21 protein-coding genes and 1 pseudogene are annotated in these 25,276 nt (G+C 73.0%); 10 read left to right on the top strand and 12 right to left on the bottom strand.

Annotation, left to right across the window (positions count from 1 at the left end; translation table 11 throughout):
- Nucleotides 1-91 precede the first annotated feature (91 nt).
- Nucleotides 92-1,957, top strand: coding sequence for a 2-oxoglutarate dehydrogenase, E2 component, dihydrolipoamide succinyltransferase (sucB, locus tag POD19_RS08540; RefSeq protein WP_144818932.1), 1,866 nt, complete (start codon nt 92-94; stop codon nt 1,955-1,957).
- 18 nt (nt 1,958-1,975) lie between these two features.
- The gene (locus tag POD19_RS08535; protein WP_010078527.1) at nt 1,976-2,320 is read left to right on the top strand and encodes a hypothetical protein; all 345 of its coding nucleotides are present in this window, start codon (nt 1,976-1,978) and stop codon (nt 2,318-2,320) included.
- Between the two features lie 116 nt (nt 2,321-2,436).
- Here the strand turns inward: POD19_RS08535 and POD19_RS08530 are convergent, their stop codons facing one another.
- Complete coding sequence (locus POD19_RS08530; protein ID WP_144818930.1) at nt 2,437-4,110, bottom strand: protein kinase domain-containing protein; 1,674 nt, start codon at nt 4,108-4,110, stop codon at nt 2,437-2,439.
- Nucleotides 4,111-4,218: 108 nt separating this feature from the next.
- Between POD19_RS08530 and lipB the strand changes: the two genes are divergently transcribed.
- The 3 genes and pseudogenes from lipB to POD19_RS08515 all read left to right on the top strand — a co-directional run bounded on the left by lipB (nt 4,219) and on the right by POD19_RS08515 (nt 6,762).
- Nucleotides 4,219-4,920, top strand: a complete 702-nt coding sequence (lipB, locus tag POD19_RS08525; protein ID WP_036314221.1) for a lipoyl(octanoyl) transferase LipB — start codon at nt 4,219-4,221, stop codon at nt 4,918-4,920.
- Complete coding sequence (gene lipA / locus POD19_RS08520) at nt 4,917-5,924, top strand: lipoyl synthase (protein WP_036383060.1); 1,008 nt, start codon at nt 4,917-4,919, stop codon at nt 5,922-5,924. Before lipB ends, lipA begins: the two co-directional genes overlap by 4 nt.
- A gap of 26 nt (nt 5,925-5,950) precedes the next feature.
- Nucleotides 5,951-6,762, top strand: a pseudogene (locus POD19_RS08515) (DUF4191 domain-containing protein).
- A gap of 120 nt (nt 6,763-6,882) precedes the next feature.
- Here POD19_RS08515 and POD19_RS08510 read toward each other — a convergent pair.
- Nucleotides 6,883-7,383 carry an RDD family protein gene (locus POD19_RS08510; RefSeq protein ID WP_049146950.1) on the bottom strand — a complete coding sequence of 167 codons (501 nt, stop codon included), beginning with the start codon at nt 7,381-7,383 and terminating at the stop codon, nt 6,883-6,885.
- A 151-nt stretch (nt 7,384-7,534) separates the two neighbouring features.
- Between POD19_RS08510 and glnA (POD19_RS08505) the strand changes: the two genes are divergently transcribed.
- Together glnA (POD19_RS08505) and POD19_RS08500 are read left to right on the top strand one after the other, a co-directional pair.
- Complete coding sequence (glnA, locus tag POD19_RS08505) at nt 7,535-8,959, top strand: type I glutamate--ammonia ligase (RefSeq protein WP_036314201.1); 1,425 nt, start codon at nt 7,535-7,537, stop codon at nt 8,957-8,959.
- A 153-nt stretch (nt 8,960-9,112) separates the two neighbouring features.
- On the top strand, nt 9,113-10,117 hold the full coding sequence (locus tag POD19_RS08500) for an LLM class flavin-dependent oxidoreductase (RefSeq protein ID WP_036314199.1): 1,005 nt from the start codon (nt 9,113-9,115) through the stop codon (nt 10,115-10,117).
- A 66-nt stretch (nt 10,118-10,183) separates the two neighbouring features.
- On the opposite strand, the gene POD19_RS08495 is transcribed toward POD19_RS08500, so the two are convergent.
- Both POD19_RS08495 and glnA (POD19_RS08490) read right to left on the bottom strand, forming a co-directional pair.
- Nucleotides 10,184-13,306, bottom strand: coding sequence for a bifunctional [glutamine synthetase] adenylyltransferase/[glutamine synthetase]-adenylyl-L-tyrosine phosphorylase (locus POD19_RS08495; RefSeq protein ID WP_340309422.1), 3,123 nt, complete (start codon nt 13,304-13,306; stop codon nt 10,184-10,186).
- Between the two features lie 10 nt (nt 13,307-13,316).
- Complete coding sequence (gene glnA / locus POD19_RS08490; RefSeq protein WP_073116545.1) at nt 13,317-14,657, bottom strand: type I glutamate--ammonia ligase; 1,341 nt, start codon at nt 14,655-14,657, stop codon at nt 13,317-13,319.
- A 36-nt stretch (nt 14,658-14,693) separates the two neighbouring features.
- Between glnA (POD19_RS08490) and panB the strand changes: the two genes are divergently transcribed.
- The gene (gene panB / locus POD19_RS08485) at nt 14,694-15,557 is read left to right on the top strand and encodes a 3-methyl-2-oxobutanoate hydroxymethyltransferase (protein ID WP_073116547.1); all 864 of its coding nucleotides are present in this window, start codon (nt 14,694-14,696) and stop codon (nt 15,555-15,557) included.
- 68 nt (nt 15,558-15,625) lie between these two features.
- On the opposite strand, the gene POD19_RS08480 is transcribed toward panB, so the two are convergent.
- Nucleotides 15,626-15,838 (bottom strand): SPOR domain-containing protein, encoded by a 213-nt coding sequence (locus tag POD19_RS08480; RefSeq protein WP_036340724.1) that lies wholly within the window; start codon nt 15,836-15,838, stop codon nt 15,626-15,628.
- Between the two features lie 36 nt (nt 15,839-15,874).
- Here POD19_RS08480 and map point away from each other — a divergent pair, with 36 nt between their 5' ends.
- Both map and ppgK read left to right on the top strand, forming a co-directional pair.
- Nucleotides 15,875-16,819, top strand: coding sequence for a type I methionyl aminopeptidase (map, locus tag POD19_RS08475; RefSeq protein ID WP_119217239.1), 945 nt, complete (start codon nt 15,875-15,877; stop codon nt 16,817-16,819).
- A 21-nt stretch (nt 16,820-16,840) separates the two neighbouring features.
- Nucleotides 16,841-17,665, top strand: coding sequence for a polyphosphate--glucose phosphotransferase (ppgK, locus tag POD19_RS08470; RefSeq protein ID WP_136939963.1), 825 nt, complete (start codon nt 16,841-16,843; stop codon nt 17,663-17,665).
- A gap of 158 nt (nt 17,666-17,823) precedes the next feature.
- Here ppgK and nrdR read toward each other — a convergent pair whose 3' ends face one another.
- From nrdR to sepF, 7 genes are all read right to left on the bottom strand, one after another.
- The gene (gene nrdR, locus POD19_RS08465; protein ID WP_002855838.1) at nt 17,824-18,318 is read right to left on the bottom strand and encodes a transcriptional regulator NrdR; all 495 of its coding nucleotides are present in this window, start codon (nt 18,316-18,318) and stop codon (nt 17,824-17,826) included.
- Between the two features lie 43 nt (nt 18,319-18,361).
- Nucleotides 18,362-21,958, bottom strand: coding sequence for a DNA polymerase III subunit alpha (gene dnaE, locus POD19_RS08460; RefSeq protein ID WP_049146940.1), 3,597 nt, complete (start codon nt 21,956-21,958; stop codon nt 18,362-18,364).
- 107 nt (nt 21,959-22,065) lie between these two features.
- Nucleotides 22,066-23,028, bottom strand: coding sequence for an RluA family pseudouridine synthase (locus POD19_RS08455; RefSeq protein WP_078025836.1), 963 nt, complete (start codon nt 23,026-23,028; stop codon nt 22,066-22,068).
- Nucleotides 23,029-23,032: 4 nt separating this feature from the next.
- Nucleotides 23,033-23,503, bottom strand: coding sequence for a signal peptidase II (gene lspA, locus POD19_RS08450; RefSeq protein WP_036314214.1), 471 nt, complete (start codon nt 23,501-23,503; stop codon nt 23,033-23,035).
- Between the two features lie 56 nt (nt 23,504-23,559).
- Nucleotides 23,560-24,159, bottom strand: coding sequence for a DivIVA domain-containing protein (locus POD19_RS08445; RefSeq protein WP_036314182.1), 600 nt, complete (start codon nt 24,157-24,159; stop codon nt 23,560-23,562).
- A gap of 139 nt (nt 24,160-24,298) precedes the next feature.
- A complete protein-coding gene (locus POD19_RS08440) occupies nt 24,299-24,595 on the bottom strand; it encodes a YggT family protein (protein WP_100059287.1) in 297 nt (98 codons plus the stop codon).
- Nucleotides 24,596-24,602: 7 nt separating this feature from the next.
- A complete protein-coding gene (sepF, locus tag POD19_RS08435) occupies nt 24,603-25,235 on the bottom strand; it encodes a cell division protein SepF (RefSeq protein ID WP_101966003.1) in 633 nt (210 codons plus the stop codon).
- Between the last annotated feature and the right edge of the window lie 41 nt (nt 25,236-25,276).

The following is a 25,276-nucleotide window of genomic DNA, read 5'->3' as shown; positions in this document are numbered from 1 at the left end:
CACTGACCATCCCGGGCCCGTGCGTCGGGCCCACCTCGCAACCCCGGGTGGGCGCCCCCGGCGCCCACCCCTCATGAGGAGCATCGGAACCATGTCTGAAACCGTGAACCTGCCCGCCCTGGGCGAATCCGTCACCGAGGGCACCGTGACCCGCTGGCTCAAGGCCGTCGGCGACGAGGTCGCCGTCGACGAGCCCCTGGTGGAGGTCTCCACCGACAAGGTCGACACCGAGATCCCGTCCCCCGTGGCCGGCGTGCTCGAGGAGATCCTGGTCGAGGAGGACGACACGGTCGAGGTCGGCGCCCCGCTGGCCACGATCGGCGACGGCTCCGGCGGCGGCTCCGCCGACGCGTCGGAGGACGACGCCGCGGCCGAGGAGCCCGCCGTCGAGGAGGCGCAGCAGGACGACGCCCAGCAGGAGCCCGCAGGCGAGCCGGCTCCGGAGGAGCGCGCCTCCACCGACCAGGGCTCGGACGGGGCCCCGTCGGCCGGCGGCGAGGCCTCCGAGGTCACCCTGCCCGCGCTGGGCGAGTCCGTGACCGAGGGCACCGTGACCCGCTGGCTGAAGTCCGTCGGCGACGAGGTCGAGGTCGACGAGCCGCTGCTCGAGGTCTCCACCGACAAGGTCGACACCGAGATCCCCTCCCCCGTGGCGGGCACCCTCCTGGAGATCCGTGCGGAGGAGGACGACACCGTCGAGGTGGGCGCCGTCCTCGCACTCGTCGGCTCCGGCTCCGCCGGCGGCGGCTCCGCCCCGTCGGAGGGCTCCTCCGGTCAGGACGAGGCGTCCGCCGAGGAGATCGAGGACAAGGCGACCGAGGCCGAGGCCCCCGAGGAGACCGAGGAGGCCGCCGAGGCCGCCGGCGCCGAGAAGTCGGAGAAGACGCCGGAGGCGTCTCCGTCCGAGGAGGCCTCCCGGCGCGAGTCCGCTGAGCGCGACCCCGCGCAGGCCGAGTCCGCCGAGGCGCCCTCCGCCACCGAGCCCGGCCAGGGCTACGTGACCCCGCTGGTGCGCCGCCTGGCCCACCAGAACAACGTGGACCTGTCCACGGTTCGCGGCACGGGCGTCGGCGGCCGCATCCGCAAGCAGGACGTGCTCGCCGCCGCGCTGGCCTCGCAGGCCGCCGCGGGCGGGTCCGAGGCTCCGGCCGAGCAGGCCTCCGAGGCTGCCGCCCCGTCGTCCGCCCCGGCCGCTGCGTCCGCCCCGGCCGCGAGCTCCTCCGTGGACCCCTCGGTCCGCGGCGAGGTGGAGAAGGCGCCGCGCATCCGCCAGGTCATCGCCCAGCGCATGCGCGAGTCCCTCGACCTGTCCACCCAGCTGACCCAGGTGCACGAGGTGGACGTCACCCGCATCGTGCAGCTGCGCAAGAAGGCCAAGGCCTCCTTCCAGCAGCAGGCCGGCGTGAACCTGACGTACCTGCCGTTCATCACCAAGGCGGTCGCCGAGGCCCTCAAGCAGCACCCCAAGCTGAACGCGTCGTTCTCCGAGGACAACAAGGAGATCACGTACCACGCGTCCGAGGACATCGCGATCGCCGTGGACACGGAGAAGGGGCTGCTGGTGCCCGTCATCAAGGACGCCGGCTCCCTGAACCTGACGGGCCTCGCCCAGAAGATCGCCGACGTGGCCGAGCGCACCCGCACGAACAAGATCTCGCCGGACGAGCTCTCGGGCGGCACGTTCTCGATCACGAACATCGGCTCCGTGGGCGCGCTGTTCGACACGCCGATCATCAACCAGCCGCAGGTCGCGATCCTGGGCACCGGTGCGATCGTGAAGCGCCCCATGGTGGTGACCGACGCGGACGGCAACGACTCGATCGCCATCCGCCACATGATGTACCTGTCCCTGACCTACGACCACCGCCTGGTGGACGGGGCCGACGCGGGCCGCTTCCTGACGACGCTGCGTCAGCGTCTCGAGGGCGGCGAGTTCGCCAACGAGCTGGGTCTCTGACGGAAAGGGAGAAGGACTGTGGATATCCTGCACAGCATCCTGGTGGCCGTGCACATCGTGTCCGCCGCAGCGATCGTGGGCGGTTGGTTCGCGCACTTCCGCAACCCGACCGTCACCACCTCGCAGTGGTGGGGCTCCGTGGGCATGATCGTCTCCGGCGTGGTGCTTTTCGGCCTCGCCATGAGCGGGGAGCCGAACCACATGAAGCTGGGCGTCAAGTTCCTGATCGGCGTCATCGTCTTCGTGGCCGCCCTGATCGGCCGCCGCAAGTCCAACCGCGGGGAGGTCGTGCCCACGGGCCTGGCCCACGCGGTGGGCGGTCTGGGCCTGGTGAACATCCTGGTCGCCGTCCTCTGGCAGTGATCAGCCCAGGCGGCTGACGCCGCACCACGCCGCGGGCCCCGGGGAGCTTCTCCCCGGGGCCCGCGGCGTCCCCCCGTCTGGACCGCCGGCCTCCGGCGCTGGATCCGGGCCCGGGGTCAGCGCGGATCGACGGTCTCGACCCGCCACGTCCGACCCGCCGCGCCACCGTCCCGCCCCTCGGGGCCCTCTCCGTGGCCGCTGCGCAGGACCAGCACGACCTCCTCGGCCGTCGCCTCCCGATGCGCCGCCACGCGTCCCGCGCGGTCCACCACGGTGTGGGCCGACGTCCGGAGCACGGCGTCGACACGCAGCGCGTCGTCCCCGGCCCGCCGGGCGGGTCCGGCCTGCTCCACCGTCACCTCGAGGCCGGAGAAGGCGAACCCCTCGTCCGTCAGCCGGCGCAGCAGATCCCGGTCGTTCTCCCACGCCGGTCCCCCGGGCACGGCGTAGGCGTCCAGTCGCGCAGGCTCCGGGTCGATGAGCGCGGCAGTCCGGGCGTGGCCGACCGCGGCCAGCGCCTCGCCCACGTCGACGGCGTCCTCCCCGGCGGCGTCCTCCCCGGGGGCACCCGCGTCCGGCACCCTCGCCGGCGTCCCGCTCTCCCGCGTCCCGTCCGCCGGGCGCGCCGCGTCCCCCGGGGTGCCGGCCGGCTCCGCGCCCGCCGGCTCCGGCGCCCCCTCCGTCGCCGAGCCCGGGGACGCCGGCCACCACAGCCCGGCGGTGCCGCCGCCGACGGCCAGCGCGGTGGCCAGCCCGGCGGCCACGAGGACGCCCCGGCGTGGCGCCGCCCCACGTCGTCCCACGAGCGCGGGCCGTCCCGGGGCCGCGCGTCGTCCCCGGCGTCGCCGCGTGGGCCCGGAGCCCGGCAGCACCGTGGGCAGCAGGTGCGCCACCTCGGCGGGGGCGGCCTCCCCGAGCGGGACCGGTTCGGGCCGGGCCGTCGCGTACACGGCTGCGGCGGCCTCCTCCGCACTCGGCCGCGCCGCCGGGTCCGGGGAGAGCGCCGCATCGAGCAGCAGCGCGAGCTCGGGGGACGCTTCGGGGACCAGGACGGGCAGCGGCGCCCGATGCCCGGCGGCGCCCGGCGCCCGACCGGTGAGCGCGTACCAGCCCAGGGCGGCCCACGCATGGACGTCACTCGGCGCCCCCACCGCCGGAGACGCCCCCGGTTCCGCCCCGGCCCCCTGCACCGCGGCGAGCGCCTCGGGGGCCGCGAAGCCCGGCGTCGCCCCGGCCCCCGACGCCCCGCCGACCACGCGGGCGACGCCGAGGTCGGCGAGGGCCGGGCTGCCGTCGACGCCGAACAGGACGTTCGCCGGGGACACGTCGCCGTGCACCACCCCCTCGCGGTGCAGGCACGCGAGAGCCTGGGCGATCGGGACGAGCACGGTGACGGCCTGCCCCGGGCTCAGGGGTCCGACCCGCTGCACCATGTCCTGCAGCGTGCCGGCCGCGCGGTGCTCGGTGAGGACCCCGAGGCCCCGGTCCGTCTCCACCACGCCGAGCACGCGCACCAGATGGGGATGCGCGACCCGTCCGGCCTGCGCCTCCGCCGCCAGCGCATCCGGCGCCGCACCGGCACGGGGCACCTTCAGGGCGGCCCGGACGCCCCGACCGTCCTCGACGAGCCAGACCTCCGCCTGGGCGCCCGCGCCGAGCAGCCGGACGGGTTCCCAGCCCGGGGCGCGCGGCGCAGCCGTGCCCGGCTCCGACGACCTCTCCGGTTCGGTCTCCGGCCCGCCGCCGACGCGTCCGGCCGCGCCGCCGTCCGCCTCGTCCCAGTCCCGCATCGGTCTCCCCTCTCCGCCGCGCCGTCCGTTCCAGCCCAGGGTGCCGCATGTCCCCGAGCGTCACGGCGGTTGTCCACAGGTCCGGGCCCGAGGACTACAGTGGACGTCATGCCCGAGACACCCCTGCCGCCCCTGCGCGTGCTCGGCCTGGCGCCCGACCTGGTGGACTACCACGCCGCCTGGGACGCCCAGCGCGCCCTGCACGCGGACGTCGTCGCCGGCCGCTCCGACGGCGAATTCCTCCTCCTGGAGCACGAAGCCGTCTACACGGCCGGTCGCCGCACCGAGGACGCCGAGCGCCCCACGGACGGCGCCCCCGTCGTGGACGTGGACCGCGGCGGCAAGATCACATGGCACGGGCCGGGCCAGCTGGTCGGCTACCCCGTGGTCCGGCTGCGCGACCGTGCCCACGTCAAGGACTACGTCTGGTTCCTCGAGGAGCTGCTGATCCGCACCGCCGCCGAGTTCGGCGTCACGGCCGTCCGCGTGGACGGGCGGGCAGGCATCTGGGTCCTCGCGGACCGGGACGACGACGGCACGGCCCGCCCGGACCGCAAGGTCGGCGCCATCGGCCTGTCCATCCACGACGGCGTCTCGATGCACGGCTTCGCACTGAACTGCTCCAACTCCCTGGCCCCCTACGAGGGCATCATCGCGTGCGGCATCACGGACGCCGCCACCACCACCCTGTCGGTCGAGACGGGCCGGACCATCACCCCGGCCGACGTCGTGCCGGTGCTCACCCGTCATCTGGACGAGCTCGGGCCTGCGTACATCGCCGTCACCCCCACGGAAGGAATCCCCGCATGAGCCTCGCCCCCGAAGGACGCCGCCTGCTGCGCGTGGAGGCGCGCAACGCCGAGGTGCCCGTCGAGCGCAAGCCCGAGTGGATCAAGGCCAAGGTCCACATGGGCCCCGAGTACATCGGCCTGAAGAACAAGGTCAAGTCCGCCGGCCTGCACACCGTGTGCGAGGAGGCCGGCTGCCCCAACATCTTCGAGTGCTGGGAGGACCGCGAGGCCACGTTCCTCATCGGCGGCGACATCTGCACCCGCCGGTGTGACTTCTGCGACATCACCTCCGGCAAGCCGCGCCCCCTGGACATGGAGGAGCCGCAGAAGGTCGCCGAGAACATCCGCGAGATGGACCTGCGGTACGCCACCGTCACGGGCGTGGCCCGTGACGACCAGAAGGACGGCGCGGCGTGGCTCTACGCGGAGACCATCCGCCGCATCCACGCGCTCAACCCGGGGACCGGCGTCGAGATCCTGCCGCCGGACTTCGGCGCGGTGCCGGAGCTCGTCCAGCAGGTGTTCGACGCGCGGCCCGAGGTGTTCGCGCACAACCTGGAGACGGTGCCGCGCATCTTCAAGCGCATCCGCCCGGCCTTCACGTACGAGAAGTCCCTCCGGGTGCTCACGATGGCCAAGGCCGACGGGCTCGTGACCAAGTCCAACCTCATCCTCGGCATGGGCGAGGAGGACCACGAGATCGACCAGGCCCTGGTGGACCTGCACGAGGCCGGCTGCGACATCATCACCATCACGCAGTACGTGCGGCCCTCGAAGCTGCACCACCCCATCGACCGCTGGGTGAAGCCGCAGGAGTTCGTCCAGTGGTCCCAGCGCGCCGAGGAGATCGGTTTCCAGGGCGTCATGGCGGGCCCGCTGGTGCGCTCGTCGTACCGCGCGGGCAAGCTCTATGCGCAGGCCATGCAGCGCCTCGGCCGGACCCTGCCGGAGAACCTGGCGCACCTGGCCGGGGAGAAGACCGCCCGCCAGGAGGCCTCCGCCGTCGTCGCCCAGATGTCCTGAGCCGCCCGACTAGACTGGACCCCGTCATGACGAAGAACAGCCAGCCCCCCGCGTCCTCCTCCGGCTCCACCTCCGCCACGCTCAAGGAGGTCAAGGCCATGCAGCGCGAGCGTCGCCTCCGCGAGAAGGAGCAGGCGAAGGCCCAGCGCCGGGACAAGCGCGCCACGAAGGGCCCGGGCGTGATCTCCCAGCTCAAGCAGGCCTACGCCATGACCAAGGCGCACGACCCCAAGGTCGGACTGTGGATGCTGCTGGCCTTCCTGGGCGCCCTGGTCGTCGGCCTCGTCATCGGCCTCCTGCTGGACAACTGGATCACGTGGCTGCTCATCGCGATCCCGTTCGGTGTGCTCGCCGCCGTCGTCATCCTGAACCGGAAGGCGCGCCGCGCCGGGTTCGCCCAGCTCGAGGGCCGCCCCGGCGCCGCCGGCGCCGCGCTCTCCACGCTGGGCCGCGGCTGGATCGTGTCCGAGCAGCCGGCCGCCGTGAACCCGAAGACCCAGGACCTCGTCTACCGCGCCGTGGGCCGGCCGGGCGTCGTGCTGGTGACGGAGGGCCCCTCCCCCGCGTCGCCGCGCTGGTGGTCAAGGAGGAGAAGGCCATGCGCCGCTTCCTGCCCGGCGTGCCCGTCACCGTGGTGGAGTCCGGCAACGGCCAGGGCCAGGTCCCGCTGCACGAGCTGCCCGGCACGCTCAAGGGCATGAAGAAGGCCCTCACGGCGCAGGAGGTCCAGGCCGTGGACAAGCGTCTGACCGCGCTCAACACCAACCGGCTGCCCATCCCCAAGGGCGTCGACCCGAACAAGGTGCGCCCGAGCCGGCGCGCCATGCGCGGCCGCTGAGCGCCGACGCACCCGCGCGAAAGGGGGCGCCCCGCCGAGGATTCGGCGGGGCGCCCCCTTTCGTCGTGTCCGGCCTCGCGTCGAGTCGGATCCGGCGTCGTCCGGCGCGGGCCGGTGCGCTCACATGCGGATCTCGACGGTGCCGGCGACCTTGTCGTGCATGCCGCGGCCGTCCGGGCCGACGACGACGGCCGGCAGCACGAGGCACAGCAGCGCCGTGCGCACCACCACGCGGTGCACGGGGGCGGTCCGGCCGCCGAGGCGCACCACCTGGGTGCGGCACACGGCCTTGCCCACGGTGGTGGCCAGCAGGGTGATGCCCAGGATGTGCATGGTGGCGAAGACCATCAGGGTGGCGATCGCGTCGGAGTCGAAGAGCAGCCAGGACACGCCCAGGGCCAGGAACCAGTCGATCACGAGGGCGACGGCGCGGCGGGCCGCAGTGGCCATCGAGGTCGGGCCGTGCTCGGGCAGGCCCAGCAGGTCCCCCGGCCAGCGGCCGCCGGCCAGGCCGCCGCCCGGACCGTCCACCCAGCCGGCGAGGTCGCGCCGGGTGATCAGCGGCTCGTCGCGGCGGGTCGGTTCGGGCTCTTGCGCGGGGTCGGGTGCTCTGCGTGCCACCGGCCCAGCCTACCGGCGCGGAACCGCGAGGCTCGCCGTGGGGCGTCACCGACGCCCACGGAGGCCGCCGGGCAAGTAGGGTGATGACACCCGCCACGCCAGCGCCGCCGTGCCGGACATGCCACCATCGTCACGACCACAGGAGCGCACCATGTTCACCTCCCCCGCGGACGTCCTCGCGTACATCAAGGATGAGGGGATCGAGTTCGTCGACGTCCGCTTCACCGACCTCCCCGGCATGCAGCACCACTTCAACGTGCCCGCCTCGAGCGTCGACGAGGACTTCTTCGTCACGGGCCAGCTCTTCGACGGCTCCTCGATCCGGGGCTTCGCCGGCATCGCCGAGTCCGACATGCAGCTCATCCCGGACGTCGCGACGGCCTTCGTGGACCCCTTCCGGGTCCGCAAGACCCTCACGATGAACTTCTCCATCGTGAACCCCCGCACCGGCGAGCCCTACCTGCGCGACCCGCGCGGCGTGGCCCAGCGCGCGGAGGCCTACCTGAGCTCCTCCGGCATCGCCGACACGGCGTTCTTCGCCCCCGAGGCCGAGTTCTTCATCTTCGAGGACGTCCGCTACGAGTCCTCCCCCCGCGGCTCGTTCTACGCCGTGGACTCGGACGAGGCCTGGTGGAACGCCTCCCGCGAGGACGAGGGCGGCAACCTGAGCCACAAGACCGGCCTCAAGGGCGGCTACTTCCCCGTCTCCCCCACGGACAAGCAGGCCGACCTGCGCGACGAGATCTGCTCGGTCCTGGCCGAGGTCGGCCTCGAGGTAGAGCGCTCCCACCACGAGGTGGGCGCCGCGGGCCAGGCGGAGATCAACTACCGCTTCAACACGCTGACCCACTCGGCGGACGACCTGCAGAAGTTCAAGTACGTCGTCAAGAACGTCGCCAACATGTTCGGCAAGTCCGCGACCTTCATGCCCAAGCCCGTCTTCGGCGACAACGGCTCCGGCATGCACTGCCACCAGTCCCTTTGGAACGGCGGCGAGCCGCTGTTCTTCGACGAGAAGGGCTACGCGAACCTCTCGGACACCGCCCGCTGGTACATCGGCGGCCTGCTGAAGCACGCCTCCGCGGTCCTGGCCTTCACCAACCCCACGGTGAACTCCTACCGCCGCCTGGTGCCGGGCTTCGAGGCCCCCGTGAACATGGTTTACTCGCAGGGCAACCGCTCGGCGGGCATCCGCATCCCGATCACCGGCTCCAACCCGAAGGCCAAGCGCATCGAGTTCCGCGCCCCGGACGCCTCGGGCAACCCGTACCTCGCGTTCGCCGCGCAGCTGATGGCCGGCCTGGACGGCATCCGCAACCGCATCGAGCCGGCCGAGCCGATCGACAAGGACCTCTACGAGCTGCCGGCCGAGGAGGCCGCCGACATCCAGAAGGCACCCGCCACCCTGGACGAGGCCCTGAACGCCCTCGAGGAGGACCACGAGTTCCTCCTGGCCGGCGACGTGTTCACCGAGGAGCTGATCGAGACCTGGATCGCGTACAAGCGCGAGATGGAGATCGCCCCGCTGGCCCTGCGCCCGAACCCCTACGAGTTCGAGCTGTACTACTCGGTCTGATCCGCCCGCCGCGGCCCCGACGACGGCCGTTCGTCTCCCACGCCGGAGGCGGGCGGCCGTCGTCGTGCCCGGCCGCGGAATAGTCCGGGGCCGGTGGGCGCTGGATCTGTGGAGACCTCCGCCCGGCCGGGCGGCCCGCAGACCAGGAGCACCATGACCGAGCACACCGCCCCCACCCCCCTGCCGCTGTCCCTGCTGGACCTCGCCCTCGTCCGCGACGGCGCCCCGATGGGCGAAGCCTTCGCCGAATCCGTGGAGCAGGCCCGCGTCGCCGAGGCCGCCGGCTTCCGGCGCGTCTGGTACGCGGAGCACCACAACATGCCCTCCATCGCCTCCTCCGCCACGGCCGTACTCATCGCGCACGTGGCCGCGCACACCGACTCGATCCGCCTCGGCTCCGGCGGCGTCATGCTGCCCAACCACTCGCCGCTGGTGATCGCCGAGCAGTTCGGCACCCTGGCCGAGCTGCACCCCGGCCGCATCGACCTGGGCCTGGGTCGCGCCCCCGGCACCGACCAGCGGACGCTGCAGGCGCTGCGCCGGGATCCGTCGGCGGCCGAGCGCTTCCCGCAGGACGTGCTCGAGCTGCAGGGCTACCTCACCGGCCAGAGCCTGATCCCCGGCATCGACGCCTACCCCGGCAAGGGCACCAACGTCCCGCTGTACATCCTCGGCTCCTCGGCGTTCGGCGCCCAGCTGGCCGCGCAGCTCGGCCTGGGCTACGCGTTCGCGAGCCACTTCGCACCGCAGATGCTCGAGCATGCGGCGCGCCTGTACCGGGAGCACTTCGAGCCCTCCGAGGCCCTCGCGGAGCCGCACTTCATCGCGGCGGCCAACGTGATCGCCGCGGACACCGAGGAGGTGGCCGAGCGGGAGTGGCAGGCCGCGCAGCGGGCGCGCATCCGGATGATGCTCGGCCGGGGCCGCACCCTCACCGACGACGAGGTCGAGATGCTGCTGCACTCCCCCGCCGGTCAGCAGGTGCTCGGGATGCTCGAGTGCACGGCCGTGGGCACCGGCCCGACGACGGCGGCGTGGCTGCACGACTTCGCGGCGCGGGTCCAGGCGGACGAGCTGATCATCACGACGGCGGCCCAGGACGCCGGCGTGCGGCGACGCACCCTGGAGCTGCTCGGGGAGCACGTCGTGCGCGCCTGAGCCGGCGCTCGCGACACCGGAGCACGGCCGGCCCGCCACCCCGTCGAGGTGGCGGGCCGGCGTCGTTCAGAGCCCGTAGAACCGGGTCTCGAACACCTGACGGGCCAGGCGGGTCACCCGCAGGTAGCGCTCCTCGAGCTCCCCGCCGGTCGTGCCCACCCCGCTGAGGCGGGCCACGGCCTCGAGGTCGCGCATGTTCGTGGGCAGCACGTCCGAGACCTTGCCCGTCCACAGCAGCAGGGCGGCGCGGATTCGGGTGGCCAACAGCCACGCCTCCTCCAGCACGGCGACCTCGGACTCGGGCAGCAGGTCGTGCCGGGCGATCGCCCGCAGCGCCGGCAGCGTGCCGGTCACGCGCAGGTCCTCGATCTGACCGGCGTGGCGCAGCTGCAGGGACTGCACCAGCCACTCCACGTCCGAGAGCCCGCCGCGGCCGAGCTTGACGTGCCGGGAGGGGTCCGCGCCGCGGGGCAGGCGCTCGGCCTCCACACGGGCCTTGATGCGCCGGATCTCCCGCGCGTCCGCGGTGGTCAGGTCCCCGGCGTAGCGGACCCCGTCGGCCCACCGCCGGAAGTCGGTGGCCAGGTCGTCGTCGCCGGCCAGGGGCCGGGCGCGCAGCAGCGCCTGACGCTCCCACATCTCCGCCCAGCGCCCGTAGTACTCCCGGTACGAGTCCAGGGTGCGCACGAGCGGCCCCTGGCGCCCCTCGGGGCGCAGGTCGGCGTCCACCTCGAGCGGCCGCTCGCCGGGCAGCGGCGGGGTCGCGGGGCGGTGCAGCAGGGACATCAGCGTCCGCACGACCTCCTCGGCCTGCTCGCGCGCCCGCCCCTCGTCGACGCCGGGGCGTGGCCGATGCACGAACAGGGCGTCCAGGTCCGAGCCGTAGGTGATCTCCCGCCCGCCCTGGCGGCCCATGGCCACCACGAGCACGTCGGTGAGCGGGTCGGCGTCCCCGACGACGGCGCGCGAGGCCACGCGCAGGGCGCCGACGACGGTGATCTGGTCGATGTCCGACAGGGCCCCGGTGACGGCCTTGAGGTCCAGCAGCCCCGAGATGTCCGCCAGGGCCACGCGCAGGGTCTCGCTGCGCCGCACCTGCCGCACGTGGCGGACGGCGGCCGGGGCCTCCTCCGCGGCCACGCGGCGGTCGAGCCGCGCGTCGACCTGGCGCCACAGCTGGATCGCGCCCCGGGGGTCGAGCTCCCGGTCGTCGCCCACCCAGGCCACGGCCTCGGGCGAGTGCTCGAGCAGGTCCCCCACGAACCGGGAGCCGGACAGGACCAGGCACAGCCGTCGGGCGGCGTCCGAGGAGTCGCGGAGCATCCGCAGATACCAGGCCGTGCCGCCCAGCGACTCGGAGAGCCGGCGGAAGGCGAGCAGGCCGCCGTCGGGGTCGGCGCCCCGCGCGAACCAGCCGAGCATGGCCGGCAGCAGCTGCCGCTGGACCGCGGCCCGGCGCGAGACGCCCTGCGTGAGGGCCTCGATGTGCCGCAGGGCGCCCTGCGGGTCGCGGTAGCCCAGCGCCGCCAGGCGGTCGCGGACGGCCTCCGCGGACAGCCGCACGTCCTCGGCGGACAGGGCGGCCGTCGTCGACAGCAGCGGCCGGTAGAACACGGTCTCGTGGAGACCGCGCACGGCGCGGCGCACGCGCGTGAACTCGGCCTGGAGGTCCTCGCCGGTGGCGGGGCCCCGGTCGGCGGCGCCGCGCATCGACCGGGCGACGACGCGGCGGGCCTCTTCCTTGACCGGCATCAGGTGGGTGCGCCGCAGGTGCACGAGCTGGATGCGGTGCTCGAGGGTGCGCAGCCACCGGTAGTGCTCGTCGAACGCCCGCGCGTCTCGCGTGGTGACGTAGGAGGCGGCGTGCAGCGCCCGCACCGCGTCGAGCGTGCCGCGCACCCGCAGCGACTCGTCCGCACGGCCGTGCACGAGCTGGAGCAGCTGGGCCGTGAACTCGACGTCGCGCAGGCCGCCGGGCCCGAGCTTGATCTCCCGCTCGCGCTCCGCGGGGGCGAGGGTGTCCAGGACCCGGGCGCGCATGGCCCGGACGGACTCGACGAACCCGTCGCGCGCGGAGGACTCCCACACCCGGGGCCAGATTTCCGCGATGTAGCGCTCGCCGAGCTGTGGCGAGCCCGCGATGGGGCGGGCCTTGAGCAGGGCCTGGAACTCCCAGCCGTGGGCCCAGCGGCGGTAGTACTCGGCGTGGGACTCCACGGTGCGGCTCAGGGCGCCGTCCTTGCCCTCGGGACGCAGGTTGGCGTCGACTTCCCACAGTCCCGGCTCGGGGGCCGCGCCCTGGATCACGCGGCCGATGCCCGCGGCCAGCTCGGCCGCGAGCGCGGCGGCGCGCGGCCCGTCCGGGACCTCGGCGTCGGGGTCCGCGCCGTCCGCGGCCTCGCGGACGGCGTGGGCGAACACGACGTCCACGTCTGAGACGTAGTTGAGTTCGCCGGCGCCGCACTTGCCCATGCCGATCACGGCGAGGTCCACGCGGTCCACCACGGGGCCCTCCCGCTCGGTGAGGACGGCCCGTGAGACGGCGAGCGCCGCGTCCACGGCGGCGCCGGCCAGGTCCGCGAGCCAGCGGCCCACCGAGGGCATGGCCGCCATGGGCTCGGCGGAGTCGAGGTCGCGCAGGGCGATCGCGGCCAGCTGGCGGCGGTAGGCGCGGCGCAAGGCGACGGCGGCGTCCTTGCCGGTGACGGCCGCGAGGGGGCGGTCGGCGTCCGGGTCGGCGCCCACCGAGTCCAGGAGCAGGCGGCGCAGGGCGGCGGACGCATCACCCCAGGGCTCGCCGGCGGTCGGGTCGGGCTGGGCGAGGGCGGGCGCGGTGGCGGCGGCCGCGTCCGGGTCGAGGACGAGGTCCAGTTGCTCGGGACGGCGGATGAGGAACTCGCCGAGGGCCTCGGAGGCGCCGAGCAGCCGCAGCAGGCGGGCCGTCGTCTCGGGGTCCCGGAGGGCGTGGTGGACGCGGGGCTCGCGCTCGGCCAGGCGCACCCACAGCAGCAGGGCCCGGTCGGGATCGGCGGCGTGGCCGAGGAGCTCGACGAGGGGACGCACGTCCACGCCCTCGAACTCGGGCGAGGTGAGCAGCGTCTGCACGCGGCCGGCGTCGGCGACGCCGGCGTGCGCGAGGGTGCGGCGGTCCGGGGCGTCGGCGGTCGCCGCGTCGGGCAGGGCGGACACGGCCGGCGCCTCAGAGGCCGGAGAGGTAGCGCCGCAGCTCGTACGGCGTGACCTCCACCCGGTAGTCGTCCCACTCCTGGCGCTTGTTGCGCAGCAGGGCGTCGAAGACGTGCTCGCCCAGAACGGATGCCACGAACTCGGACTCCTCGGCGGCGCGCAGGGCGTCGTGCAGGGTGCCGGGCAGGGGGACGTGGCCGAGCACGCGCCGCTCGTGGGTGGTCAGCGCGCTGATGTCCTCGGCGGCGGACTCGGGCAGCTCGTAGCCCTCCTCGATGCCCTTGAGCCCGGCCGCGATCAGCAGGGCGTAGGCGAGGTACGGGTTGGCCGAGGCGTCGATGCCGCGGTACTCGATGCGGGCGGAGCCGGCCTTGTCCGGCTTGTACAGGGGCACGCGCACGAGCGCGGAACGGTTGTTGTGGCCCCAGGAGACGTACGAGGGCGCCTCGCCGCCGCCCCACAGGCGCTTGTAGGAGTTCACGAACTGGTGGGTGACGGCGCTGATCTCCACGGAGTGGCGCAGCAGGCCCGCGATGAACCGGCGGCCCGTCACGGAGAGCCGGAACTCGTCCGCGGGGTCGTAGAAGGCGTTGGAGTCGCCCTCGAAGAGGGAGATGTGGGTGTGCATGCCCGAGCCGGGGTGCTCGGAGAACGGCTTGGGCATGAACGTGGCGTACGTGCCCTGGGCGGCGGCGACCTCCTTGACGACGGTCCGGAACGTCATCACGTTGTCCGCCGTCGTGAGCGCGTCCGCCGCGCGCAGGTCGATCTCGTTCTGGCCGGGGCCGTTCTCGTGGTGGCTGAACTCGACGGAGATGCCCATGCCCTCGAGGAGGCTGACGGCGTCGCGGCGGAAGTCGGCCGCGTCGGAGCCGGGCACGTTGTCGAAGTAGCCCGCGCGGTCCACGGGCACCGGCTCCCCGTCCGGGCCGGGCTGGTCCGACTGCAGGAGGTAGAACTCGATCTCCGGGTGGGTGAAGCACGTGAAGCCCCGATCGGCGGCCCGGTCCAGCACGCGGCGCAGCACGTGCCGCGGGTCGGCGGGGGCGGGCCGGCCGTCCGGGGTGAGCACGTCGCAGAACATCCGGGAGCTCTGTCCCTGGTCGCCGCGCCAGGGCAGGATCTGGAAGGTCGAGGGATCGGGCTGCAGCAGCATGTCCGACTCGGAGATGCGGGTGTATCCGTCGATCGAGGAGCCGTCGAAGCCCAGGCCCTCCGTGAAGGCGTTCTCCACCTCGGCCGGAGACAGGGCCACCGACTTCAGGGTGCCGATCACGTCCGTGAACCAGAGCCGGACGAACTTGACGTCCCGGTCCTCGATGGTGCGGAGCACGTAGTCCTGCTGTCGATCCATGCCGCCACTCTAGACGCGCCGCGTAGACTCCGGCCCATGTCTGCTCCCCAGTCCCCCCGGCAGCCTGACGACACCGCCCCCTACGGTCCGCCCGCCCCGTCCCGGTACCGGACGGTCCACCTGCAGCGGGCCAAGGACGAGGGCCGGCGCTTCGCGATGCTCACCACCTACGACGCGATGACGGCGGCCCTGTTCGACGAGGCCGGCGTCGAGGTGCTGCTCGTGGGCGACTCGGTGGGCAACACCATGCTGGGCCACCCCACCACCCTGCCGGTCACCCTGGACCAGATGATCCTGTTCACCCAGGCCGTGGTGCGCGGTGCCGAGCGTGCCCTCGTGGTCGCGGACCTGCCCTTCGGCTCGTACGAGGCCTCCCCGCGGCAGGCCGTCGAGTCGGCCGTCCGCCTCGTGAAGGAGTCCGGCGCGCACGCCGTCAAGGTGGAGGGCGACGAGCGCTTCGCCGAGCACGTGGCCGCGATGACGGCCGCCGGCGTCGCGGTCATGGCCCACATCGGCTTCACCCCGCAGTCCGAGCACGTGCTCGGCGGCTACCGGGTGCAGGGCCGCGGCGCGGGGGCGGCCGAGCGGATGACGGCGTCGGCCCGGGCCCTCGAGGCCGCGGGGGCGTTCGCCGTCCTGATGGAGATGGTCCCCTCGGACGTCGCCGCCGCGGTCGACGCCGCGCTGCGGGTGCCCACCGTGGGCATCGGCGCGGGCCCGGGCACCACGGGCCAGGTGCTCGTGTGGCAGGACATGCTCGGCCTGCGCGAGGGCCGGGTGCCCCGGTTCGTCCGTCAGTACGCCCGCCTGCACGAGGTCGTGGGTGAGGCGGTCCGGGCTTATCGCGCGGACGTGCTCGACGGCGCGTTCCCGGCCCCGGAGCACGGCTTCGAGGGCTGAACCCGCCCTGTGAGACGACCGGGCCCCCGTCCCGAGGGACGGGGGCCCGGTGTCGTCCGGCGTCGCGGTCAGGAGGCGTCGTCGACGGGACGGCTGTCCCAGTCGTCGTCGCGCGCGTCCTCCGCGTCGGCGGCCTCGTTGTTCGCCCGCACGCGGTCCATCGCGGCCTGGGCCTCCTCACGGGTGCCGAACGGGCCCAGCAGCTGGGACCAGTCCGACTGGGCGCCCACCTCCACCTGATGCGTGTTGACGTTGTACCAGAACTCGCTCGTCTCGGTCATGGGGGCCACAATAGCCGGGTCGATAGGCTGGAGGACATGTCCCAGCGTCAGAACCCCGCCGTCCCGTCCAGCCACAACGGTCCCCGCCCCGCGGGCCCCACCGCACCGGAGCCCGGGTCGCTCGCCCCCGTCGGCACTCTGAGGCCCGGGGCCCCGTCCCCCGCCCCGCCCGTGCCGGCCGCGATCCCGCGCCCCGAGTACGTCGGCAAGGCCACCCCGGACGAGGGCAACGCCTCGGACGTCTACGACGCCGCCGGCATCGAGCGGATCCGCGCCGCCGGCCGCCTGGCCGCGCAGGCCATGGAGCACACCGCCGCCCACATCCGCCCGGGCGTCACCACGGACGAGCTGGACCGGATCGCGCACGCCTTCCTCGTGGAGCGCTGCGCCTACCCGTCCTGCCTGGGCTACCGCGGCTTCCCGCGGTCCATCTGCACCTCGATCAACGAGGTCATCTGCCACGGCATCCCGGACGGCACCGTCCTGGAGGACGGGGACATCGTCAACCTGGACATCACCGCGTACCTGGACGGCGTCCACGGGGACCACAACCGCACCTACCTGGTCGGCGACGTGGACGAGGAGTCCCGGCTGCTCGTCGAGCGCACCGAGGAGGCCCTGCGCCGCGGCATCCGCGCCGTGAAGCCCGGCCGTCAGGTCAACGTGATCGGCCGCGCCATCGAGTCCTACGCCAAGCGCTTCGGCTACGGTGTGGTGCGCGACTTCATCGGCCACGGCGTGGGCGTGGACTTCCACTCCGGCCTCGTGATCCCCCACTACGACGCGGCCCCGGCCCACGACCGCCTGCTCGTGCCCGGCATGGTGTTCACCATCGAGCCGATGCTCACCCTCGGCACGATCGACTGGGACCAGTGGGACGACGGCTGGACCGTGGTGACCCGCGACCGCCGTCGCACCGCGCAGTTCGAGCACACGATCGTGGTCACGGACGACGGCGCGGAGATTCTCACGCTGCCGTGACCCGGCACTAAGCTGGGGGCCGTGACGACGCACACCAGCACCGCCCAGCGCTCCTCCAAATACCCCACGACGATCGGCATCGACGTCGGGGGGACCGGCATGAAGGGCGGCCTGGTCCGCCTCGGGTCGGGGCCGAAGGCGGGCACCCTGCGCGGGGAGCGCTTCCGCATCCCCACGCCGCAGCCGGCCATGCCCGAGCCCGTGGCGGCGACCCTGGCGGCCATCACCGCCGAGCTCGACGGGCGCGAGAAGGCGCCGAAGCCCTCCGCCCCGCTGGGTGTGTGCTTCCCCTCGATCGTCAAGGACGGGGTGTGCCTGTCCGCGAACAACATCGACCACTCGTGGATCGGCACGGACCTGCGCGGCACGTTCGAGGAGCACCTGCGCCGCCCCGTGACCGTGGTCAACGACGCCGACGCGGCCGGCCTCGCGGAGGCCCGCTACGGGGCCGGGCGGGGCGTGCGCGGCCTGGTGCACGTGATCACCCTCGGCACCGGCATCGGCGGCGCGATGATCCACGACGGCGTGCTCGTCCCGAACTTCGAGGTCGGCTCCCTGGAGCTCGACGGCGTGATGGCCGAGTCGCGGGCCTCCGCGAAGGCCCGGGAGCGCGATCAGCTCAGCTGGGCCGAGTACGCCGAGCGACTGCAGCGCTTCTTCTCCCACGTGGAGCGGATCTTCTCGCCCGACCTGTTCATCGTCGGCGGCGGCATCTCCAAGCGGCCGGACGACTACCTGCCGCTGCTGCGCCTGCGCACCCCGATCGTCCCGGCCCAGCTGCAGAACAACGCGGGCATCGTGGGCGCCGCCCTGGCCGCGCACGGCTCGCTCGCCGACGGCAACTGAGGGCGCAGACACCGAGGGCGGTTCCGGCTTCCCCTCCGGAACCGCCCTCGGCAGTCTTGCCGGGCCGACCGAGGTCGGCCCGGGGATCACTGTAGCGTCTGGAGGCCGTGCGCACCACTGCACCGTCGATCCCGGCGGCGCCGTCGCATCGGCCCAGGTCAGCGGGTGAACAGCCGCGGCTGCACGGCGGGACGGCCGCGGTCGTCCCCGTCACCGGCCCGGAGCTCCGCGATGGCCTCCTCGAAGTCGTCGAGGGACTCGAAGTCCCGGTAGACGGAGGCGAAGCGCAGGAAGGCCACCTGGTCGAGACGGCGCAGCGGATCGAGGATGGCCAGGCCGACGTCGTGGGCGTCCACCTCGGCGTTGCCCGTGGCACGGACCGTCTCCTCGACCTCCTGGGCGAGCATGGCCAGGTCGTCGCTCGTCACCGGCCGCCCCTGGCACGCCTTCCGGACGCCGTTGATCACCTTGGAGCGGTCGAACGGCTCCGCCACCCCGGAGCGCTTGACGACGGTCAGGGCGGTGGTCTCCATGGTGGTGAACCGCTTGCCGCAGGCCTGACACTGCCGACGCCGACGGATGGCGGAGCCGTCGTCGAGGGAGCGTGAATCCACCACGCGCGAGTCCTCATGACGGCAGAACGGGCAGTGCATCAGCTCTCTCCTCCTGGGCGGGGCACTCCCATGCTACGTCCGCTCAGCCGAGGCAGGCCGGACCCAGCAGGATCTTGAGGTCCCCGAACAGCGCCGGGTTCGGGCTCACCCGGAACTGCGGGCCCAGCTGGAACTCCTGCGTGGCACGCTGGCCCACCAGGGACAGCCGCACCTCCGAGGAGCCCTCGTGGGTGCGCAGCACGTCCGCCAGCTGGCCCATGACCTGCTCCGTGGCCTTGAACGCGGGCAGCGTGATCCGCACGGGGCCGCCGGGGCCGTCCGAGAGCTCCGGGATGGTCAGCTCCATCGCCGACAGGGACACCGACCCGTCGTCCCGGCGCTGCACCCTGCCCTTGACGGCGACGACGAGGTCCTCGGCCAGCATCATCGCGATGGGCGCATACACCTGGCCGAAGAACATGACGTCCATCGAGCCGCCGAGGTCCTCGATCTCGCAGCGCGCGTACGCGTTGCCCGAGGACTTGGCGATGCGGCGCTCGAGCGTGGTGATCAGGCCCGCGATGGTGACGATCGCGCCGTCGGCGGGCCCGTCGTCGTCGAGCACGCGGGTGATCTGGACGTCGGCGTGCTGGGCCAGGACGCCGTCGAGGCCCTGCAGCGGATGGTCGGACACGTACAGGCCCAGCATCTCGCGCTCGAACGCGAGCTTCTCCTTCTTCGCCCACTCCGGCAGGTCCGGGACGGCGACGCCGTCCGCGGCGTCGGAGTCGTCCTCGTCGCCGCCGCCGAGCGCGAACAGGTCGAAGGTGAACTCGCCGTGATCCTCCTTGCGCTTCTGCGCCACGGTGGCGTCCACGGCCTCCTCGTGCACGGCCAGCAGGGCGCGGCGGGCGTAGCCGAGGGAGTCGAAGGCGCCGGCCTTGATCATGGACTCGATGGTGCGCTTGTTGCACACCACGAGCGGCACCTTCGCCAGGAAGTCGCCGAAGCCCGTGTACGAGCCCTTGTCCTCGCGCGCCTGGACCATGCCCTTGACCACGTTGGCGCCCACGTTGCGGACGGCGCCCATGCCGAAGCGGATGTCCCGGCCGACGGGGGTGAAGGTCAGGTGGGACTCGTTCACGTCCGGGGGCAGCACCGTGATGCCCATGTGGCGGCACTCGTTGAGGTACATGGCCAGCTTGTCCTTGTCGTCGCCCACCGAGGTGAGCAGCGCCGCCATGTACTCCGCCGGGTAGTGCGCCTTGAGGTAGGCCGTCCAGTAGGAGACCAGGCCGTAGGCGGCCGAGTGCGCCTTGTTGAACGCGTAGTCCGAGAAGGGCAGCAGGATGTCCCACAGGGCCTTCACCGCGGCCTCCGAGTAGCCGCGGTCCAGCATGCCCTGGTGGAACGCCTCGTACTGCTTGTCCAGCTCCGACTTCTTCTTCTTGCCCATCGCGCGGCGCAGGATGTCGGCCTGGCCGAGCGAGTAGCCCGCCACCTTCTGGGCGATCGCCATGACCTGCTCCTGATACACGATCAGGCCGTAGGTGGTGTCCAGGATCTCCCGCAGCGGCTCCTCCAGCTCCGGGTGGATCGGGGTGATCTCCTGCTGCCCGTTCTTGCGCAGCGCGTAGTTGGTGTGCGAGTTCGCGCCCATGGGGCCGGGGCGGTACAGGGCGATGGTCGCCGAGATGTCCTCGAAGTTGTCCGGGCGCATCATCTTCAGCAGCGAGCGCATGGGGCCGCCGTCGAGCTGGAACACGCCGAGGGTGTCGCCGCGGGCCAGCAGCTCGTAGGCCGCCGGGTCGTCCACGTCGAGGGTCTCCAGGTCCAGGTCCACGCCCTGGTTCGCCTTCACGTTCTCGAGCGCGTCCGAGATGATCGTGAGGTTGCGCAGCCCCAGGAAGTCCATCTTGATCAGGCCCAGGGACTCCGCCATCGGGTAGTCGAACTGGGTGATGACCTGGCCGTCCTGGAGACGACGCATGATCGGGATGACGTCGATCACCGGCACCGAGGACATGATCACGCCGGCCGCGTGCACGCCCCACTGCCGCTTCAGACCCTCGAGACCCTTGGCGGTCTCGAAGACCTCCTTCGCCACCGGGTCCGTGGCGATCAGCTCGCGGAAGGGCGCGGCCTCCCCGTAGCGCGGGGCCGCGGGGTCCTCGATGTCCTTGAGCGGGATGTCCTTGGCCATCACCGCCGGCGGCAGCGCCTTGGTGAGGGACTCGCCCATCGAGAACGGCTGGTCCATCACGCGGGCCGAGTCCTTCAGGGCCTGCTTGGTCTTGATGGTGCCGTACGTGACGATCATGGTGACGCGCTCGTCGCCGTACTTGCGGGTGACGTAGTCGATCACCTCGGAGCGACGGCGGTCGTCGAAGTCGACGTCGAAGTCGGGCATGGACACGCGGTCCGGGTTGAGGAACCGCTCGAAGATCAGCCCGTGCTTGAGCGGGTCCAGGTCCGTGATGCGCAGCGCGTACGCCACCATCGATCCGGCGCCCGAGCCACGGCCCGGGCCCACCCGGATGCCGTTCTCCTTGGCCCAGTTGATGAAGTCGGCCACGACGAGGAAGTACCCGGGGAAGCCCATCGAGATGATGACGTCCAGCTCGTAGTCCGCCTGCTTGCGCACGTGGTCCGGCACGCCGTCCGGGTAGCGGTAGGCCAGACCGGAGGCGACCTCCTTGATGAGCCAGCTGGTCTCGTCCTCGCCCTCCGGCGTGGGGAAGACCGGCATGTAGTTGGCCTTCGTGTCGAACTCGACCTCGCACCGCTCGGCGATGAGCAGCGTGTTGTCGCAGGCCTCGGGCAGCTCCGCGAAGAGCTCGCGCATCTGCCGCGGGGACTTCAGGTAGTACTCGGTGCCGGAGAACGCGAAGCGGGAGCCGCCCTGGTCGTAGCTGGGCTCGTTGAGCTTCGAGCCCGACTGCAGGGCCAGCAGCGCCTCGTGCGCCTTGGCGTCGTGCTCGTGGGTGTAGTGCAGGTCGTTCGTGGCCACGAACGGCAGGCCCAGGTCCTTGGCGAGCCGGCGCAGGTCCGTCATCACCCGGCGCTCGATGTCGAGGCCGTGGTGCATGATCTCGCAGTAGTAGTTGTCCTTGCCGAAGATGTCCCGGAAGTCCGAGGCCGCCTGCATCGCCTCCCGGTACTGGCCCAGGCGCAGGCGCGTCTGCACCTCGCCGGAGGGGCAGCCCGTGGTGGCGATCAGGCCCTTCGAGTACTGGCTCAGCAGCTCCCGGTCCAGCCGCGGCCACTTGGCGTACACCGAGTCCAGCGAGGCGATCGAGCCCATCCGGAACAGGTTGTGCATCCCCTCGGTGGTCTCGCTCAGCAGCGTCATGTGCGTGTACGCACCGCCGCCGGACACGTCGTCCCCCCGCTGGTGGGGCTCGCCCCAGCGGGTCTTCTCCTTGTCCGTGCGGTGCTGCTGCCCGGGGGCCACGTAGGCCTCGAGCCCGATGATCGGCTTGACGCCCGCCGCCTTCGCCTTGGACCAGAAGTCGTAGGCGCCGAAGAGGTAGCCGTGGTCCGTGATGGCCAGCGAGTCCATGCCCAGCCGCTGGGCCTCGGCGAACAGGTCGTCCAGCTTCGCGGCGCCGTCGAGCATGGAGTACTCGGTGTGCGTGTGCAGGTGGACGAAGCCGCCGTCCTTCACGGCGTCGGGGCGGGCGTCGGCGGACACGGTCATGCGGGGTGGGCCTTTCGACGGGGAGGACGGCAGGGCCGCACCAGCCTACTCGTGGTGCCCGGGCGGCGGGGCCGGACCGGGACGGGGGTCACATCGACGGTGCAGGCTCAGTCCTCGTCGCCGCGCAGCGCCGCCAGGGCGTGGGCGAGGTCGTCCGGATACGGGGAGGTGATCGTCACCGGCTCCCCCGTGACCGGGTGCGGGAACGCCAGGCGGTGGGCGTGCAGCCACTGGCGGGTCAGCCCGAGCTCGGCCGCCAGGCGCGGATCCGCCCCGTACGTGAGGTCGCCGACGCACGGGTGGCGCAGCGCCGAGGTGTGCACGCGGATCTGGTGGGTGCGCCCGGTCTCCAGGTGGACCTCGAGCAGGGTGGCCCGGCCGAACACCTCGAGCGTCTCGTAGTGGGTCACGGACGGCCGGCCGTCCTCGAGCACCGCGAACTTCCAGTGGTGGCCGGGATGCCGCCCGATGGGCGCGTCCACGGTGCCGCTCAGCGGGTCCGGGATGCCCTGGACCACGGCGTGGTAGACCTTCTCCGGCACGCGCTCGCGGAACTGGTCCTTCATGGCCGTGTAGGCGCGCTCGGTCTTGGCCACGACCATGACCCCGGTGGTGCCGACGTCGAGCCGGTGCACGATCCCCTGGCGCTCAGGGGCGCCCGAGGTGGTGATGTCGTAGCCGAGGGCGGCCAGGGCGCCCACCACGGTGGGCCCGACCCAGCCCGGCGAGGGGTGCGCGGCCACGCCGGTGGGCTTGTCCACGGCCACCAGGTCCTCGTCCTCGTACAGGATGCTCAGCGCGTCCACGCGCTCTGCCCTCACTTCCAGGGGGTCGGGGTCGTCGGGGACGTCGACGGCGAGGGTCTCCCCCGCCACGGCCTTCGCGGACTTGGCCAGGACACGGTCCCGGCGGCCGGAGCGCGACTCGGCCCGCACCAGGCCCCGGGAGAACCAGTCCGCCAGCAGCGAGCGGGAGACGCCGAACGCGTCGGCGAGCACCGCGTCGACCCTCCGGCCCGCCTCGGCCTCGGTGACCTCGAGCCGCTCGGTCAGTCCCGGTCTCATGCCCATGTCCTCACGCCTCCCGTGTGCCGTCCAGGCGGCGGCCGGTCATCACGAGCAGGGCGACGCCGATGACGGAGCAGACGATGAACGAGTCCGCCACGTTGAAGATCGCGAAGTGCGGCACGGAGATCATGTCGACCACGTGGCCGCGCCCGAACGCCGGGGGCCGGAACAGCCGGTCCGTGAGGTTGCCGAGCACGCCGCCGGCGAGCCCGCCCAGCGCCAGGGCCCACGGCGTCGAGCGCACGCGGGCGATCCCGACGAGGGCGGCGACCGCCACCACGGCTTGGATGATGGTGAACACCCAGGTGTGGTCCTCGCCGATGGAGAAGGCCGCGCCCGGGTTCAGGATGTAGTGCCAGCGCAGCACCCCGGGGATCACCGCGACGGAGTCCCCCAGCTGCATCGTGCTCTCGACCGCGTACTTGGTCAGCTGGTCGAGGGCGTAGGCCAGCACCGCCACGATGAGGGCGGTGAGCACGGCTCGCCGGCCCGCGCGAGGGGATCGCGGGGCCGGCGCGGCGTCGACGGCTCGGCTCACGCCGTGGGCGTGGGGGGCTCGACGCGCTTCTGGGCGCGGATCTCGCGCAGCTGGCCCTCGATGTAGGAGGTGAGGCGGCTGCGGTAGTCGGTCTCGAAGCTGCGCAGCTGTTCGACCTCGCCCTCCAGGCCGGCCTTCTCCTCGGCCAGGGCTTCGAGGGTGCGGGCCTTCTGCTCCTCGGCGTCGCTGACGAGCCGGGCCGCGGTGGCCTCGGCCTCGGCGACGAGCTCGGTGCTGCGCTGCTCGCCCGCGGCGACGTGCTCGTCGTGCAGCCGCTGGGCCATGGCCAGGACGCCGGCGGCGGAGGTCGCGGCCGCGTCGGCGGACTCGGGGGCGGCGGCCGGGGCCGACTCCTCGGCGGAGGCCGGGGTCGCGGCGGCCTCCGGGGTGTCCGCAGCGGGGCCGGCGGCCGGGGCGGCGCCGCCGGCGCGCAGCTCCGCGTTCTCGGACTCGAGCTGCTCGTTGAGGGCGATCAGGCGCTTGAACTCCGCCACGATCTCGTCGAGGAAGTCATCCACCTCGGTCTGGTCGTAGCCCTCGCGGAACTTCGTGGGCTGGAACTGCTTGTTGACCACGTCTTCCCAGGACAGCGCCATGGAACCGTCTCGCTCTCTGCTCGGTGCTCGGGGACGGCCGGGCGGCCCGGCGCGTCGGCGGCCGGCGCGCCGGTGAGGGGCGGCGCCGATCCTGCCGCGAAGACTACCACCGAGGCCGACAGCCGCCCCGGGCCGGGGGTCAGGCCACGCCGGCCAGGCTCAGCACCAGGACCCGCAGCAGCACGACGCCGAGGAACACGATGAGGAAGGCCACGTCCAGGCCGATGCCGCCCAGGTTCACCGGCGGCACGGCACGACGCACGGGGCGCAGCAACGGATCGGTGGCCCCGTACACGCCGCTGGCCAGCACGAGGACCGCCCCGGTGGGGCGCCAGTGGCGGGCGAACGACTGCGTGACGTCCAGGACGATCCGCACGGTCAGTGCCGCGAGCACCACCGTCAGGGCGAGGTAGGCGAGGGCGAGGAGCAGCTGCATGGGCGCCTCAGTCGCCGTCGAACGGGGAGTCGGCCGCGCCGGACTCGCCCTGCTCGGCGCCGACGACGTCCACGGTGGCCGGGGTCAGCAGGAACACCTTGCTGGTGATGCGGGAGATCGAGCCGTGCAGGCCGAAGACGAGGCCGGCTGCGAAGTCCACGAGGCGCTTGGCCTCGTTCTCACCGAGGTCGGTCACGTTCATGATCACGGGGACGCCGGAGCGGAAGGCCTCGCCGATCGCCTTCGCGTCGTTGTAGGAGCGGGGGTGGACGGTGGACAGGGTGTGCACGGAGGCTCCTTCGGCAGACGACGCTGCGGCTCGCTTGATGGGGGTCACCGGGGCCCGGTAGCCCGGGTCGACCGGCTCGGGACGCGCCGGACGCCGGGGTTCGACGGGATCGGCCGCGGTGGAGCCGGACGGGGTCACGGGCTCCGGCCGCTCGGCCGGCTCGGGATCGCGGACCGCAGCGGGGCGGACGGCCTCCATGTGGGGGTCGGTGTCCGGCTCCGCGGGGCGGCGCGCCTCGACGACCTCGTGCCGGGGCGCGGGCTCCCGCTCGGCGGCACGCGGCTGCTCGTCGTACTCGTCGCCGTCGGCCAGGCCGAGGTAGATCATCGTCTTCTTCAGGGCACCAGCCATGAGTCTTCCTTCACCACGTCCTCCGGCCCCGGGGGCCGCCG

Source organism: Micrococcus sp. GPGPB33 (genome assembly GCF_037853785.1).
Taxonomy (GTDB): Bacteria; Actinomycetota; Actinomycetes; order Actinomycetales; family Micrococcaceae; genus Micrococcus; species Micrococcus luteus.
The sequence above is the reverse complement of the archived record's forward strand: the minus strand, read 5'-3'. Positions and strand labels throughout refer to the sequence as shown.

Coding starts and splice junctions, on each gene's coding strand:
- sucB (WP_144818932.1), top strand. CDS start 92: ATGTCTGAAACCGTGAACCTGCCCGCCCTGGGCGAATCCGTCACCGAG.
- POD19_RS08530 (WP_144818930.1), bottom strand. CDS start 4,110: ATGCGGGACTGGGACGAGGCGGACGGCGGCGCGGCCGGACGCGTCGGC.
- lipB (WP_036314221.1), top strand. CDS start 4,219: ATGCCCGAGACACCCCTGCCGCCCCTGCGCGTGCTCGGCCTGGCGCCC.
- lipA (WP_036383060.1), top strand. CDS start 4,917: ATGAGCCTCGCCCCCGAAGGACGCCGCCTGCTGCGCGTGGAGGCGCGC.
- glnA (WP_036314201.1), top strand. CDS start 7,535: ATGTTCACCTCCCCCGCGGACGTCCTCGCGTACATCAAGGATGAGGGG.
- POD19_RS08500 (WP_036314199.1), top strand. CDS start 9,113: ATGACCGAGCACACCGCCCCCACCCCCCTGCCGCTGTCCCTGCTGGAC.
- glnA (WP_073116545.1), bottom strand. CDS start 14,657: ATGGATCGACAGCAGGACTACGTGCTCCGCACCATCGAGGACCGGGAC.
- panB (WP_073116547.1), top strand. CDS start 14,694: ATGTCTGCTCCCCAGTCCCCCCGGCAGCCTGACGACACCGCCCCCTAC.
- POD19_RS08480 (WP_036340724.1), bottom strand. CDS start 15,838: ATGACCGAGACGAGCGAGTTCTGGTACAACGTCAACACGCATCAGGTG.
- map (WP_119217239.1), top strand. CDS start 15,875: ATGTCCCAGCGTCAGAACCCCGCCGTCCCGTCCAGCCACAACGGTCCC.
- nrdR (WP_002855838.1), bottom strand. CDS start 18,318: ATGCACTGCCCGTTCTGCCGTCATGAGGACTCGCGCGTGGTGGATTCA.
- dnaE (WP_049146940.1), bottom strand. CDS start 21,958: ATGACCGTGTCCGCCGACGCCCGCCCCGACGCCGTGAAGGACGGCGGC.
- POD19_RS08455 (WP_078025836.1), bottom strand. CDS start 23,028: ATGGGCATGAGACCGGGACTGACCGAGCGGCTCGAGGTCACCGAGGCC.
- POD19_RS08445 (WP_036314182.1), bottom strand. CDS start 24,159: ATGGCGCTGTCCTGGGAAGACGTGGTCAACAAGCAGTTCCAGCCCACG.
- POD19_RS08440 (WP_100059287.1), bottom strand. CDS start 24,595: ATGCAGCTGCTCCTCGCCCTCGCCTACCTCGCCCTGACGGTGGTGCTC.
- sepF (WP_101966003.1), bottom strand. CDS start 25,235: ATGGCTGGTGCCCTGAAGAAGACGATGATCTACCTCGGCCTGGCCGAC.